General features: G+C 63.8%; 11 protein-coding genes. 7 read left to right on the forward strand and 4 right to left on the reverse strand.

Features of this window, described 5'->3' with window-relative positions; genetic code table 11:
* Nucleotides 1-111: 111 nt before the first annotated feature.
* A complete protein-coding gene (putA, locus tag KVO92_RS02785) occupies nt 112-4056 on the forward strand; it encodes a trifunctional transcriptional regulator/proline dehydrogenase/L-glutamate gamma-semialdehyde dehydrogenase (RefSeq protein ID WP_217474159.1) in 3945 nt (1314 codons plus the stop codon).
* Between the two features lie 231 nt (nt 4057-4287).
* Here putA and KVO92_RS02790 read toward each other — a convergent pair whose 3' ends face one another.
* Nucleotides 4288-4764, reverse strand: a complete 477-nt coding sequence (locus tag KVO92_RS02790; protein ID WP_217474160.1) for a GreA/GreB family elongation factor — start codon at nt 4762-4764, stop codon at nt 4288-4290.
* Nucleotides 4765-4943: 179 nt separating this feature from the next.
* Here KVO92_RS02790 and KVO92_RS02795 point away from each other — a divergent pair, with 179 nt between their 5' ends.
* Nucleotides 4944-5372, forward strand: a complete 429-nt coding sequence (locus tag KVO92_RS02795) for a DUF2141 domain-containing protein (RefSeq protein ID WP_217474161.1) — start codon at nt 4944-4946, stop codon at nt 5370-5372.
* A gap of 171 nt (nt 5373-5543) precedes the next feature.
* Nucleotides 5544-5984 (forward strand): HU family DNA-binding protein, encoded by a 441-nt coding sequence (locus tag KVO92_RS02800; RefSeq protein ID WP_272876496.1) that lies wholly within the window; start codon nt 5544-5546, stop codon nt 5982-5984.
* A gap of 272 nt (nt 5985-6256) precedes the next feature.
* On the opposite strand, the gene KVO92_RS02805 is transcribed toward KVO92_RS02800, so the two are convergent.
* Nucleotides 6257-7021: an SDR family NAD(P)-dependent oxidoreductase gene (locus KVO92_RS02805; protein ID WP_217474162.1), complete on the reverse strand. Its 765-nt coding sequence runs from the start codon at nt 7019-7021 to the stop codon at nt 6257-6259.
* A 398-nt stretch (nt 7022-7419) separates the two neighbouring features.
* On the opposite strand from KVO92_RS02805, the gene KVO92_RS02810 reads away from it, so the two are divergent.
* Nucleotides 7420-8178: a hypothetical protein gene (locus KVO92_RS02810; protein WP_217474163.1), complete on the forward strand. Its 759-nt coding sequence runs from the start codon at nt 7420-7422 to the stop codon at nt 8176-8178.
* A 226-nt stretch (nt 8179-8404) separates the two neighbouring features.
* Nucleotides 8405-9502 (forward strand): hypothetical protein, encoded by a 1098-nt coding sequence (locus KVO92_RS02815; protein WP_217474164.1) that lies wholly within the window; start codon nt 8405-8407, stop codon nt 9500-9502.
* A gap of 87 nt (nt 9503-9589) precedes the next feature.
* On the opposite strand, the gene KVO92_RS02820 is transcribed toward KVO92_RS02815, so the two are convergent.
* Both KVO92_RS02820 and KVO92_RS02825 read right to left on the reverse strand, forming a co-directional pair.
* Complete coding sequence (locus KVO92_RS02820) at nt 9590-9979, reverse strand: response regulator (protein WP_336512599.1); 390 nt, start codon at nt 9977-9979, stop codon at nt 9590-9592.
* Nucleotides 9976-11766, reverse strand: a complete 1791-nt coding sequence (locus tag KVO92_RS02825) for a PAS domain-containing sensor histidine kinase (RefSeq protein ID WP_217474165.1) — start codon at nt 11764-11766, stop codon at nt 9976-9978. Before KVO92_RS02825 ends, KVO92_RS02820 begins: the two co-directional genes overlap by 4 nt.
* A gap of 225 nt (nt 11767-11991) precedes the next feature.
* Here KVO92_RS02825 and KVO92_RS02830 point away from each other — a divergent pair, with 225 nt between their 5' ends.
* Entirely contained in the window at nt 11992-13503 is a 1512-nt protein-coding gene (locus KVO92_RS02830; protein WP_217474166.1) for a CoA-acylating methylmalonate-semialdehyde dehydrogenase, read from the forward strand.
* A gap of 68 nt (nt 13504-13571) precedes the next feature.
* Complete coding sequence (mmsB, locus tag KVO92_RS02835) at nt 13572-14462, forward strand: 3-hydroxyisobutyrate dehydrogenase (protein WP_217474167.1); 891 nt, start codon at nt 13572-13574, stop codon at nt 14460-14462.
* The last annotated feature ends 1 nt before the right edge of the window (nt 14463 follow it).

The raw sequence follows: 14463 nt of genomic DNA on the forward strand, positions 1-14463 counted from the left end.
CCACCTCACCGGGAACGTCTACGCTCATAAGAGGCTGTCGATCGTACCCAAGCCGTGCCTCCCGCGGTGCGGCCACCGAACCCGCGCATCTCAGATTGAGGGGTAGGCAACATGGCGACCACCACACTCGGCATCAAGCTCGACGAGGCTGCCCGTGATCGACTCGAAGCGGCAGCACGCCGGATCGATCGCACGCCGCAGTGGTTGATAAAACAGGCACTGCTGCACTACCTCGAGCAGCTCGAACGCGGCACCGCCCCGCTCAGCGACCTGCCCTTGCCGCACGCCGATGCGCTGGAGGCCGAGGTCGAACCCGGCGCTCAGCCCTTCCTCGAACTGGCCGAAAGTGTATTACCGCAGTCGGTGCTACGCGCCGCGATCACCGCCGCCTACCGTCGTCCTGAACAGGAGGCGCTGCCGATGCTGCTGGAGCAGGCACGGCTGGCGCCGGAGCGGGCCGAAGGCGCGCACCGACTCGCAATGCGCATCGCCGAGAAGCTGCGCAATCAGAAGAGCGCCGGCGGACGCCAGGGGCTGGTGCAGGGTCTGCTACAGGAATTCTCGCTCTCATCCCAGGAAGGCGTGGCGTTGATGTGTCTGGCCGAAGCCCTGCTACGCGTGCCCGACAAAGGCACCCGGGATGCGCTGATCCGCGACAAGATCAGCACCGGCAACTGGCAACCCCACCTGGGCAACAGCCAGTCGGTATTCGTCAACGCCGCGACCTGGGGCTTGATGCTCACCGGCCGGCTGGTCGCCACCCATAATGAGTCCAGCCTGTCGTCGTCGCTCAACCGCTTGATCGGTAAAGGCGGCGAGCCGGTGATTCGCAAGGGCGTGGACATGGCAATGCGCTTGATGGGCGAGCAGTTCGTCACTGGCGAAACCATCGACGAGGCGTTGAGCAATGCGCAGACGATGGAAGCCAAGGGTTTCCGCTACTCCTATGACATGCTCGGTGAGGCGGCGCTGACGGCCAGCGACGCGCGGCGCTACCTGGCTTCGTACGAGCAGGCCATCCATGCCATCGGCAAGGCATCGCGCGGCCGCGGCATCTACGAAGGACCAGGCATCTCGATAAAACTCTCGGCGCTGCACCCACGCTACAGCCGCGCGCAATACGGCCGGGTGATGGACGAGCTCTACCCGACGCTGCTGTCCTTGACTCAGCTGGCACGACGCTACGACATCGGCATCAACATCGATGCCGAGGAAGCGGACCGGCTGGAGCTGTCGCTGGACCTGCTCGAGCGGCTCTGCTTCGAACCCTCGCTGAATGACTGGAACGGCATCGGCTTCGTCATTCAGGCCTATCAGAAGCGCTGCCCCTACGTGGTGGATTTCCTCATCGATCTGGCCAAGCGCAGCCACCATCGGCTGATGATCCGCCTGGTCAAGGGCGCGTACTGGGACAGCGAAATCAAGCTCGCACAGCTCAACGGACTGGAGGGCTACCCGGTCTATACCCGCAAGGCGTACACCGACGTGTCCTTCATTGCCTGCGCACGCCGGCTGCTCGCCGCGCCAGACGCGATCTACCCGCAGTTCGCCACGCACAACGCCCATACCCTGGCTGCCGTGTATGAACTCGCGGGCCAGCACTATTACCCCGGCCAGTACGAATTCCAGTGCCTGCACGGCATGGGCGAGCCGCTGTACGAACAGGTGGTCGGCAAGGGCGACGGCCGCCTCGACCGGCCGTGTCGCATTTATGCACCGGTCGGTAGCCACGAAACGCTGTTGGCGTATCTGGTGCGCCGCCTGCTGGAGAACGGCGCCAACACCTCGTTCGTCAACCGCATCGCCGACAAGAGCATTTCGCTGGAAGAACTGGTGGCCGATCCAGTGGTGACAGTCGAGCGGATGCTGGCGGCAGAAGGCACGCTGGGTCTGCCGCACCCGCGTATTCCGCTGCCACGTAACCTCTACGGAGAACGACGCTTCAATTCGTGCGGCATCGACCTGTCCAATGAACAACGGCTGGCCTCGCTCTCCTCCGCGCTGCTGGCTGATGCGCACCAGCGCCACGTGGCGGCGCCCTTGCTTGGTTGCGAGGTCGTCTCGACCGCACCGGCCGAACCGCTGCTCAACCCGGCGGACCATCGGGACGTGGTCGGCGAGGTGCAGGACGCCAGCGAAGCCGACGTGGATAACGCCCTGCGCTGTGCGAGCGACGCCTTCGATGCCTGGCGATCCACGCCGCCCGCGGCGCGTGCCGCTGCCCTCGAGCAGGCAGCCGTGCTCATGGAACAGCGCATGCAGACCTTGATGGGCGTGCTGATCCGCGAAGCCGGCAAGTCCTACATCAACGCCATTGCCGAAGTACGTGAGGCCGTGGATTTTCTGCGCTTCTACGCTGCCGAGGTACGCAGCAACTTCGCGAGCGACACCCACCAGCCCCTGGGGCCGGTGGTCTGCATCAGCCCTTGGAATTTCCCGCTGGCTATCTTCACCGGCCAAGTCTGCGCTGCGCTGGGTGCCGGGAATACGGTACTGGCCAAACCTGCCGAGCAGACCCCGTTGATCGCCACGCTGGGCGTGCAGATTCTGCATGAAGCCGGCATTCCCCGGGACGCGCTGCAGCTTCTGCCCGGCCGCGGCGAAACCGTCGGCGCCCGCCTGGTGGCCGACGAACGCGTCCGCGGCGTGATGTTTACCGGCTCCACGGCGGTGGCCTCGCTCCTTCAGCGCAGCATTGCCGGACGGCTGGACGAGCGTGGCCGGAACATCCCGCTGATCGCCGAAACGGGCGGACAGAACGCGATGATCGTCGACTCCTCGGCCCTGGCCGAGCAGGTCGTGATGGACGTGATGAACTCGGCGTTCGACAGCGCCGGCCAACGCTGCTCGGCGCTGCGCGTGCTGTGCGTGCAGGAAGACGTCGCGCAGCGGGTCATCGACATGCTCATGGGCGCCATGGCGGAGATGCGCATGGGCAATCCACAGCGGCTGTCCGTCGACGTCGGGCCGGTCATCGACGCCGAGGCGCGCGACACCATCGAACAGCACTTGCAGGCCATGCGCAGCAAGGGCCGCAGGGTCCATCAGGTGGCGCGCATCGACAAACACGACTGTTCCAACGGCACCTACGTCACACCGACGCTCATCGAGCTGGAGCGCCTCGACGAGCTGCAGCAAGAGGTCTTCGGCCCGGTGCTGCACGTGCTGCGCTATCGCCGCGCCGAACTCGACCAGCTGCTCGAACAGATCAACGCCGCCGGCTATGGCTTGACCCTCGGCGTCCACACCCGCATCGACGAAACCATCGCCAAGGTCGTCGAGCGCGCCAAGGTCGGCAACCTCTACGTCAATCGCAACATTGTGGGTGCCGTGGTCGGCGTGCAGCCATTTGGCGGCGAAGGGCTGTCGGGCACTGGCCCCAAGGCCGGGGGACCGTTGTATCTGTATCGCCTGCTGGCCGAGCGCCCCGATGACGCGCTGTTGCGAGCCCTGGATTTTGGCGGCGTGCCCGCGCTCCCCGAGATACACCGTTCGCCTGCGCAGATCGAGGCGGCGAAACAGTTCCGCCAATGGGCCCAGGACACGGGCCAGCGCGAACTCGTGGCGCTGTGCGAACGCTTCGCCGAGCAATCCCAGGCCGGCACCACGCGGCTCCTCAATGGCCCCACGGGCGAGCGCAACAGCTATAGCCTGTTGCCGCGCGACGAGGTGCTGTGCCTGGCCGACGATGCGCAGGATCTGCAGGTTCAGCTTGCTGCGGCACTGACACTGGGCAGCAAAGCGATGGTGCGGGACGCTCCGGCCAGCCGCGCGGTGCTCGACAAGCTACCGCAGGCCGTACAGAGCCGGATCACCCGCGTTTCAGACTGGACCTCCGATACCGCACGCTTCGATTTCGTGCTGCATCATGGCACGCCCGACCAACTGCGGGACGTCAGCCAACAGCTTGCGCGCCGCAGCGGCCCGATCATCGGCATTCAGGGGATGGCGCCCGGCGACACCGCGATCCCGCTGGAACGACTGCTGATCGAGCGCGCGCTCAGCATCAACACGGCGGCAGCAGGAGGTAATGCCAGCCTGATGACCATTGGCTGATGCCGGGTGAGGCGGCTCCACAGAAAAAAGCCGTCCACGCCGCCACTGTGGGAGCCGCGACCCGCGGCGAACGGCGCCGGCTCGGTGCCTGAAAACGCTTCGGCCCGAGGTCGGGCCTCCCACAACATATAAAGCGGTGCGCGCCGCCCCCATTGTGTGGGCCGCGAACCGCGGCGAAAGCGGACTTCCAGCATTCTCGCGAAGCCAACCCTTACCCCGGGCGAGGCCCTATCAACAAATCGACAGCACGCAGTACGGCTGGGGCCGGCCCTCCACCCGCAGCTCGCCCTCATCACCCTCCCGGCAGCCGAGCAAGGCGCGTCCGAGCGGCGATTGCGGGGAGATGACCAGGACCTCGGTATCGTCCATCGTCACCCTCAACCCGGCGGCGTCCGGCCCCAGGAACACCCAACGGCTGCTGCCCCCTAATTCAAGGGAAACCAGCGCCCCCAGGCGAATCGCCTCGTCGGCCAGCTCAAGCATCGGCAGATTGCGGTAGCTCGCCAGCGCCACCTCAATTTCCGCGACTCGCCGACGTTGGCCGTCGGCCAGGTACGCCGCTTCCAGCCCTCGCGTGTCGTACTTGTTTTCCGCCTTGCTCTCGGCATGGGTCGCCGCCTCGTGAGAGGCCTTGAGCGCGTCCTTGGCGATGCTCAGGTCGGCGTACAGCTTGTCGATGATCAGTGCCTGAAGTTGAATCTTGTCCATGTGAACTCGGATGCGAAAAAGGCCGGCCGGCAAGCATCGCATTGCCGAACCACGGGAGCCATTCTGGGCATTCGCCGCGGGACTAGCCGTTCGGGTGCAACAACGCCAATATGCACGCCGGAGCCGCCCCGCCGATTGCGTCGGCCCGTTGATGCCAGTAGTCCTACCGGAGCTTATCGATGACGTTACGTTCGTTACTTCTGCTGCTTGCCGTTTCGGCGAGCGGCGCGGCATTCGCTGACGGCCAGCCGCTGACGGTCAGGCTCAACGGCCTCCAGCACGATCAAGGCGCTGTGCGGGTCGCGCTGTTTTCCGACCCGAGGAGCTTTCGCAAAGTGGACAAGGCCTTCGCCACCCGTGAAGTCGCCGCCGCTGCGGGGACGCTCACGCTCAGGTTCGATGACGTACCCGCGGGCCAGTACGCGATCATGGCCTACCACGACGAGAACGGTAACGGCGAGCTGGATCGTCGCTTCGGCATGTTTCCTACCGAGGGTTACGGCTTGTCCAACAACCCCAAAGTCATGGGGCCGCCCGCCTTCGAGGACAGCGAGTTCACGGTCAGCGGCACTGCGCCGACCGAGGTGGACATCGATATTCGCTACTGAAGCAACCGTCGGCGACCGATCGGCCTTGCCTTTTTGGCAGCGAAACAGTCCTGGTGGATCGCCCAACCCGGACTGTCCGCCGGCGCTACAGCGGACCACGACATATCCCCATCAAGCGCTACAACAGCGTCTCGGCGGGCGATTGACGGACGGCCGATGGTCGGGATACCAATGAACCGAAGCCGGCAGAACGCTGTCCAGACAGAAGCGTCCGGATCAGCCAAACAAGCGATTTGTCGACCAGGCGGGATATTTTTTGCAAAAAGGGGAAATTTGCCGCAGGCGACGGAGCGAGACGCTGCTTATACTGACCACCCTTTCCAATCTGGAGCCATACCCGTGAATAAAGCCGAGTTGATTGAAGCGATCGCCGCCTCTGCCGATGTTCCGAAGAGCACTGCCACTCGCGTACTGGATGCCTTCACCGAAAGCGTAACCAACACCCTGCAGAACGGCGACAGCGTAACGCTGGTCGGCTTCGGCACCTTTGCCGTCAAGGAGCGCGCCGCCCGTGATGGCCGTAACCCGCAGACTGGTGCCACCATCAAGATTTCCGCAGCCAAGCTGCCGGGCTTCAAGCCAGGCAAGTCGCTGAAAGACGCGGTTAACTGAGTCACCGCTGTCAGGATACCGGGCCGCTGACGTCCCTCGTGGACGCAGCGCCTGCTCCCAACCGCTAAACCGCAGTCGCCCTTCCTACCGCCTCCTCCCTAGCCTGGCGGTCCAGCGCGCTTCCCTCACGCTTATCACGCTTCAGGCGCCTGTCCATGCGACAGCGCTGATACGTCGGTCCTTCAACCCTATGCGCTACGCGGCCAGCCGCCCTGCGTACACCTGAGCCGGCGGGCGCCGCTTACAGCCCCACACCGGCCCAGCCGTTCACCTCACTTGTCGCGGTCGACCGCGAACCCCGCCCAGGCCTGACGCGTCGGCATGATCTCCAGGCGATTGATGTTGATGTGCGCCGGCAGCGTGGCAACGTAGAAAATCTGCTCGGCGATATCCTCTGCGGTCAAGGGCGTCGTCGTGCTGTAGAGCGCGTCCGAGGCGGCCTGATTGCCCTTGGTACGCACCAGGGTGAACTCGGTTTCGGCCATGCCGGGCGCGATATCCGTGACCCTTACGCCGGTAGCGATCAGGTCGCAGCGCAGGTTGTAGCTGAATTGTTGGACGAACGCCTTGCTCGCCCCGTAGACGTGACTACCGGGATAGGGCCACTGGCCCGCCACCGAGCCGATATTGACGATGCTGGCGCCCTTGCCGGTTTCGATCAGCGTCGGCAACAGCGCATGGGTCACATTGACCAGCCCGGTGATGTTGGTGTCGATCATGGTGTGCCAGTCGTTCAAGTCGGTCTTCTGAGCCGGCTCCGGCGCCAGCGCCAAGCCGGCGTTATTGACCAGGCAAGTCACGGCTCGAAAGGCTTCCGGCAAGGCCGCGATCACTTCCTTGACCGCCTCGTTCTTGCGCACGTCGAGCGTCGCGACATGAACCGGCACCTTGGCACTGAGCTCTTTCTTCAACGCGTCCAGGCGCTCCGAACGCCGGCCGGTGAGCACCAGCGACCAACCGGCCTCGGCAAACCGGTGAGCGGTGGCGCGTCCAAATCCGGACGTGGCGCCAGTGATGAAAACGACCTTGCTGTTCATGGGGTTCCTCTTCTCGATGGCAGCGCTCGTAGAAGCGCTGCGGGGGTATCGGTGCGCTATGGTCGATCGACCGGCGAAAAATTTCGAGGGTTTTTCCAGCTGTACGGCAACACTCAGCCGCCACTGTTCAGCAGCCGACCCTGGCACATCCACGAGCCGATCCGCTTCGGGTGCCCCGAAATCAACCGGGCCGCGGGCTTTCCGACGCGCTCGAGCCCGTTGCCACCGCGCGAGAACCTGACCTGTGGGAGCTGCCTTGGCCGCGAACGGCGGGCCGTATTGCGCCGCTACACATCGTTGATGCTTTTTTCACCTGGCCCTCACACGACGCTGTGCATCGTGGCGTCACGCAGCGCTTCGTGCTGCGCCCCCTTGGCTGTGCCCCTCGAGATCAGACGATGAACAAACTTCCCCAAATAACCCTTGCTTTCTGGGTCATGAAAATCTGCGCCACGACGCTCGGCGAAACCGCCGGCGACCTGCTGTCGATGACCCTTGATGTGGGCTACGCCATGAGCTCGCTTATCCTTCTCAGCGGCTTTCTCGTCACCCTGCTGGCCCAACTGCGAACCCAGCGGTACCACCCGCCGCTGTACTGGGCAGTCATCCTGACGACCAGCACCGCAGGCACGACCCTGTCGGACTTCATGGACCGCACCCTGGGTCTCGGTTACGTCACGGGTTCGGCTTTGCTGATCGGGCTGCTGCTGGTGATCTTCCTCGTTTGGCGCGTGAGCTGCGGTACGTTGGCGGTCGAGCGCATTCGCAACCTGCGCGGCGAGTCGTTCTACTGGGCGGCCATCCTGGTGTCCAACACCCTGGGTACGGCACTGGCCGATTACCTGGCCGATGACTCCGGCCTGGGCTTCGCTGGCGGCGCGCTGCTGATCGGCAGCCTGATAGCCGGTATCGCCTTGCTGCATGCGCGTACACGTCTATCGCCGGTGCTGCTGTTCTGGGCCGCCTTCGTCCTGACCCGCCCGTTCGGCGCAACGCTGGGCGACGTGTTGACCAAGGCACCGGCACAAGGCGGGCTGGGATTCGGAACGGTCGGCTCGTCGCTGATCCTCGGCGGCATACTGGTCGGGCTGGTCGCCCTCGCCACGCTGTACCAGCGGCGCCGCAACCGCCAGGAATCGCTACTGCTGGTCGGCTAGCCACAGGGCACAGATGCCGCGATCTGGATGAGTGCCGCGACAGGCGCCGAATTGGCCTGGGTCGCAGCATCCATCCAGACGCCCGGCCTGACGCCATAATCGGCGTCCTGCTGCGCTCAAGCTCAGCGGCATTAATGCGCCGCCCGTGCCATATCAACAATTCGACGGATACACGGCGCCAGACGCACCGGCTAGAACTCGAGCTCCTTCACCAAGGGGCTCTGAAATGCACACAAGAAAAACAATCCTGGCAGCCACCATTTCAGTATTCATCGCAGGCCATGCCTTCGCCGCCAGCGACTCCAGGCAAGACCAGACGGGTACCGACAACTATGCCGACGTGATGCAGCAAGGCGACGGCAACAGCATCACGCAGACCCAGAACGGCGACGGCAACGTGGCTTACACCAACCAGAGCGGTGCCGGTCTTACGGCCGACAGCGACCAGACCGGCGTTGGCAACATCTCCACCCTCGAGCAAACAGGCGCCAACGGCGTGATCTCGGTCAGCCAGGACGGTGCGTACAACCTCGCCACCGTGCTTCAGTCTTCGGCAGAAGTAGGCCACTCGGCCTCCGTCTCGCAGGTGGGTACCAGTAACCTGGCCTACATCGAACAGTTGGAATTTAACGGCAACAGCGCGGCGATCAGCCAGACCGGAGAGAGCAACGCCATCGAGGTATTTCAGGAAGGCCTTCTCCGGAAGGATTACAACGGCGTCCAGAACGGTGTTGGCAATACGGCCTATATCCAACAAACAGGCGATGCCTATGCTCAGACCGAGCAGACCGGTACGGACAACGTCATCACCCTGACCCAGGATGGCTTCCCCTTCGGTGCCAGCGCATCGATCAGCCAAAACGGTACGGCTAACCAGGCGACGCTCGACCAGCGTTCACCCGGCCGTTATGCCTCTGGCGATGTAACCCTGACGCAGATCGGCACGAGCAACGTCGCGGATGTCGTGGAATCGGCTGGCTTCGGCTCGTTCACCTACACCCAGAACGGCACCGGCAACGAACTGACGGCCATGCAGAGCGGACGCTCGACGAGCGTCGAAGGGAGTTCCACCGGCGATTACAACCGGGTGGATATTCGCCAGGACTTCGACGGCAGCAGCCTGATCATCGACCAGAACGGAACCGCCAACGAAATCGATGTGGATCAAACCGGCTTTTACGGCACGGCCAGCATCGGGCAGATCGGCAGCGAGAACTACGCCTCCGTCGTGCAGACCGGCACCGTGGAAAGCGCGCAGAGTTACAACGCGGTGATCATGCAGAACGGAACGGGCAACTCGGCGCTCGTCACCCAGGGCCCGTGATGCCATAGCGTTAGGCGCAGTACGGCAAGCCCGCTGAGAAGCGGGCTTTTGCTGGCAGTGGCTAGGTCAACACGAGGCTGCCGCGTTTCAAGCGCCTTCCAGCGCCAGGCAGACGCCGCGCTCCAGATCACTGAAAAAGAAGGGCTTCTGCAAGGTAGGTATGTCGGAAAAACGCGAGTCCATACCGCTCGCGCCATAACCGGTGGCAAACAGCAGCGGAATGTCGCGTGCGATGAGCTGCTCGGCGATAGGAAAGCTCGACACGCCGTCGAGGTTGACATCGAGCACCGCCAGATCGAAGTCGCCGGTCTCTGCCGCCTGCAGCCCGTCGGCGAATTGCGAAAGCAGCTCGACATGCGCACAGCCAATGTCGGTCAGCATGTCCTCCAGCAACATACCGACCAGCGCTTCGTCCTCCACGACCAGCACCCGCAGGTGGCCGAAGCGACCTTGACTGGTATCGGGATCGTCAGTCACGGCAGCGGCACCTCGATATGGCACTCCACCCCATCGACCGGGTAGGCCAATTGCACATCGGCACCCAGTTCACCCGCGAGGCCGCGCTCGAGCAGGCGCGACCCGAAACCCTTGCGTAGCGGCGACGACACGGCAGGCCCACCGTGCTCTTGCCAATGCAGGTGCAGGCAGCGGCCCGTCTTGCAGGGAACGATTTGCCATTGAAGGCGGACATACCCCGCCTCGTTGCTCAGCGCCCCGTACTTGGCTGCGTTGGTGCACAGTTCATGCAGTGCCATCGCCAGCGCCAGTGCCGCTTTGGGTCGCAAGCGCTGTGACGGGCCCTCGACGACGAAGCGTTTGTGGTCATGCGCCTGGAAGGGTGCTGCTGCCTGCTCGACGATGTCGTTCAGGTTCGCAGCCTCCCAGTTCTCCCGAGACAGCACATCATGGGCTTTGGACAGCGCAATCAAACGGCCTTCGAACCAGCGATAACCTTCGCTGACGTCATCATGGCGGAAGCTTTGCGCAGCAATCGATTGCACGGTCGCCAGGGTGTTCTTGACCCGATGATTGAGTTCGTTGAGCAGCAGTTGACGATGGTCCTCAGCCACCTTTCGCTCAGTGATGTCGACCAGCATGTTCACCGCGCCGATCACCTTGCCGGCCTGGTTGCGCAATGGCGCGGGATAGGCGAGAAACGGCACGCGGGTTCCGTCGGGCCGCTCGGCCACCGCTTCGGCGCCATGAATGGCGCGTTGCTCTTTCAGCGCAACGGCCATCGGGCAGGCATCGTGAGGTAACGCTGTGCCGTCCGGCCAGTACAGGCGCCAGGTCACGCACCATTCATCGGTGCCGATGGTTGGCGTGCGGCCCGCCAGATCGATGCAGGCCTGATTGAAGAAGGTTACCTTGCCGGCCGCGTCAGTGGTGTAGACAGCCGTCGGCAACGCATCGAGCAGTTCACGCAGGCGGCGCTCGGCCTCCCGATTGGCGGCTTCCAGGCGCTTGCGGTCGGTGATGTCGCGCGTCACCGCCAGTTGCGCGAAGTTTGGCGATACGCCCGACTGTGGACCAGGCAGTGCCATGGGCACGGCATGGGTTTCCATATGCCGGCGCGTGCCACTCAGGCTGACGATGTCGAATTCCCAGCTGAGCTTTTCGCCCTGGCAGACGCGTTGATGCTGATCGAGCCAGTACGCGCGATGTTCCGGTGCAATCAGGTCGTACACGCACCGCCCTTCCACATCGCCCGCGGTCTGGGCGCCGACCATGCGCAGGCCGGCCGGGTTCATCTGCACCAAGGTGCCATCCTGGTCGACGATCTTGACGCACTCAGGGGTGTTCTCAACGATGGCCGTCAGCCATTCCACGCTGCGTCGGCGATCGGCGCCGCATTGGCGGGCCGGCGTGTTGGCCTGAAAGCAGACGATGGCGCCAGTGATCTGCCCGGTATCGCTACGCAAGGCCTGAATATTGGCCAGCACCGGTGTCGCCTCGTTGTCGGACCGTTCGATCAGCAAGACGACATCCTGTCCAGGACGCCCCGTCCGTATCGTTTCTGCCAATGGCGTATCGGCAAAGGCCATGAGCGTCCTGTCCTGACACAGGATGCGCAGCCGCCCGTACAGCAGCAACCCATCGCCACAAAGCTGGCTGGCGACCTTGTTGTACCGCTGCACCGCTCCGTCGGCATCGAGCGTGCAGACACCGATCGGCAGGACGTCGAGCATTTGCTCATCGAAAGGCAACGGGTGCTCGAACGTCTCGACGACAGAGCTAACGGGGGGGCTATCTGTACTCAACATGATGTCTCTATCCCAAAGTCACGATTGGATCTCGCTTCGTCGGTTCCTCTGAAAAACAGGCGCATTCGCGGGTTCCGGCGCATCCAGCGCTTTTCGCACTACGCTCATCAGTGTGCATTTGTGCAGAACGACTATGCGGTAACCCGCATTGATGTAAACAAATCTGCACCCTAGGATCTGGATATGCGTAAACGATCCCAATAACAACAATCGCTAGGACCCACCATGACCCAGTCAAGTGCCATCCCCACAGTCAAACTCCTGATCGGCGGTGAGCTGGTCGAGTCGGCCACCCGTGAGTGGCGCGACATTATCAACCCGGCGACACAGGAAGTCCTGGCCCGTGTACCTTTTGCCACCGACGCGGAAATGAATGCCGCCGTCGCCAGCGCCAAGGAAGCCTTCAAGACCTGGCGCAAGACGCCCATTGGCGCGCGCTCGCGGATATTCCTCAAGTACCAGCAGCTGATCCGCGAAAACATGAAGGAACTGGCCGCCATCCTCACCGCCGAACAGGGCAAGACCCTGCCCGATGCCGAAGGCGATGTATTCCGGGGCCTGGAAGTGGTCGAACACGCTGCCGGCATCGGCAACCTGCAACTCGGTGAGCTGGCCAACAACGTCGCCACTGGCGTCGATACCTATACTCTCCTCCAGCCGCTGGGCGTGTGCGCGGGCATCACCCCGTTCAATTTCCCGGCAATGATTCCGCTGTGGATGTTCCCGATGGCCATCGCCACCGGCAACACCTTCGTGCTCAAGCCATCCGAGCAGGACCCGATGGTCACCATGCGCCTGGCCGAGCTGGCGCTGGAAGCGGGCGTGCCCCCAGGCGTGCTCAACGTCGTCCATGGCGGCGCCGATGTGGTGAACATGATTTGCGACCACCCGGATATCAAGGCGGTCTCCTTCGTCGGCTCGACCAAGGTCGGCACCCATGTCTACAACCGCGCCAGCCAGGCCGGCAAGCGCGTGCAATGCATGATGGGTGCGAAGAATCACGGCATCATCCTGCCGGACGCGCACAAGGAGCAAACGCTCAACGCCATTGCCGGTGCCGCCTTCGGCGCGGCGGGTCAGCGCTGCATGGCGCTCTCGGTGCTGATTCTGGTGGGCGAAGCTCAAAGCTGGCTGCCGGATCTGGTCGCCAAGGCGAAAACGCTGAAGGTCAACGCCGGCGCCGAAAGCGGCACCGACGTCGGTCCGGTGGTGTCCTGTGCCGCGCTGGACCGCATCAGTTCGCTGATCGAACGCGGCGTGTCCGAAGGGGCCGAGCTGGTACTGGATGGCCGCAACCCTCAGGTTGCGGGCTTCGAGAAAGGCAACTTCGTGGCACCGACGATTTTCTCCGGTGTGAAGCCTGAGATGAGCATCTACCGCGAAGAGATCTTTGGGCCGGTGCTCTGCGTGATGCAGGCCGATACCCTCGACCAGGCCATCGAGCTGATCAACGCCAACCCCAACGGCAACGGTACGGCTGTATTCACGCGCTCCGGCGCTGCGGCGCGGCACTTCCAGGAAGAGATCGATGTTGGCCAGGTAGGCATCAACGTGCCGATCCCGGTACCGGTGCCGATGTTCTCCTTCACGGGTTCGCGCGCCTCCAAGCTCGGCGACCTCGGCCCGTACGGCAAGCAGGTGGTGCAGTTCTATACGCAAACCAAGACCGTCACCCAGCGCTGGTTCGACGAGAACGAGGTCGGCGGCTCGGTCAATACCACCATCAACCTGAAATAACGCGGCTGGCGTCGTGGCCCTCGGTCGCGGCGCTGCCAGACGCCCCCAATAAGAAGAAGGAAACGGCCATGCATATCGGTTTTCTCGGACTCGGCAACATGGGCGGGCCCATGGCCCACAACCTGCTCAAGGCCGGCCATCAGGTCTGTGTCTATGATCTGTCCGCCGCGGCAGTCGCCAACCTGGTAGAAGCCGGCGCGCAAGCGTCCACCTCGCCTGCCGCCGTGGCCCAGGCCGGGGTCGACGTGATCATCACCATGCTGCCGGCAGCGGCGCACGTGAAGCAGGTCTATCTCGGCGAGGACGGCTTGCTCGCCCACGTGCCGGCCGGCGTGCTGTTGATCGACTCATCCACGATCGACCCGATGAGCGCGCGCGAGGTCGCCGCCGCCGCGGCGGAAAAAGGCAACCCGATGCTCGACGCTCCGGTCTCCGGCGGCACCGTCGGCGCGGCAGCAGGCACCCTGACCTTCATGGTCGGTGGCAGTGAAGCGGACTTTCAGAAGGCTCAGCCGATTCTCGCGACGATGGGCAAGAACATCGTCCATTGCGGCGGCAGCGGCAACGGCCAGGTGGCCAAGGTCGCCAACAACCTGTTGCTCGGCATCTCCATGATCGGCGCCGCCGAAGCCATGTCCCTGGGCGTCGCGCTGGGGATGGACCCCAAGGTCCTGGCCGGGGTGATCAACTCGTCCAGCGGTCGCTGCTGGAGCTCGGAGATCTACAACCCGTTCCCCGGCGTGGTGGAGAACAGCCCGGCCTCACGCGATTACAGCGGCGGTTTTGGCACCGATCTGATGCTCAAGGACCTGGGACTGGCCAGTGAAGCGGCCAAACAGGTGCGCCAGCCGGTTATCCTCGGCGGTCTCGCGCAGCAGCTCTATCAGGCCTTCAGTATGCAGGGCCACGGTGGGCTGGACTTCTCCGCGATCATCAAACTCTACCGTCAGGAGCACTGAG

It is taken from the genome of Stutzerimonas stutzeri, assembly GCF_019090095.1.
Classification (GTDB): Bacteria; Pseudomonadota; Gammaproteobacteria; order Pseudomonadales; family Pseudomonadaceae; genus Stutzerimonas; species Stutzerimonas stutzeri_AN.

Bases quoted from the DNA above. Each gene is read 5' to 3' on its own strand.
- putA (WP_217474159.1), top strand. From the start codon at position 112: ATGGCGACCACCACACTCGGCATCAAGCTCGACGAGGCTGCCCGTGAT.
- KVO92_RS02790 (WP_217474160.1), bottom strand. From the start codon at position 4,764: ATGGACAAGATTCAACTTCAGGCACTGATCATCGACAAGCTGTACGCC.
- KVO92_RS02795 (WP_217474161.1), top strand. From the start codon at position 4,944: ATGACGTTACGTTCGTTACTTCTGCTGCTTGCCGTTTCGGCGAGCGGC.
- KVO92_RS02800 (WP_272876496.1), top strand. From the start codon at position 5,544: ATGAACCGAAGCCGGCAGAACGCTGTCCAGACAGAAGCGTCCGGATCA.
- KVO92_RS02805 (WP_217474162.1), bottom strand. From the start codon at position 7,021: ATGAACAGCAAGGTCGTTTTCATCACTGGCGCCACGTCCGGATTTGGA.
- KVO92_RS02810 (WP_217474163.1), top strand. From the start codon at position 7,420: ATGAACAAACTTCCCCAAATAACCCTTGCTTTCTGGGTCATGAAAATC.
- KVO92_RS02815 (WP_217474164.1), top strand. From the start codon at position 8,405: ATGCACACAAGAAAAACAATCCTGGCAGCCACCATTTCAGTATTCATC.
- KVO92_RS02825 (WP_217474165.1), bottom strand. From the start codon at position 11,766: ATGTTGAGTACAGATAGCCCCCCCGTTAGCTCTGTCGTCGAGACGTTC.
- KVO92_RS02830 (WP_217474166.1), top strand. From the start codon at position 11,992: ATGACCCAGTCAAGTGCCATCCCCACAGTCAAACTCCTGATCGGCGGT.
- mmsB (WP_217474167.1), top strand. From the start codon at position 13,572: ATGCATATCGGTTTTCTCGGACTCGGCAACATGGGCGGGCCCATGGCC.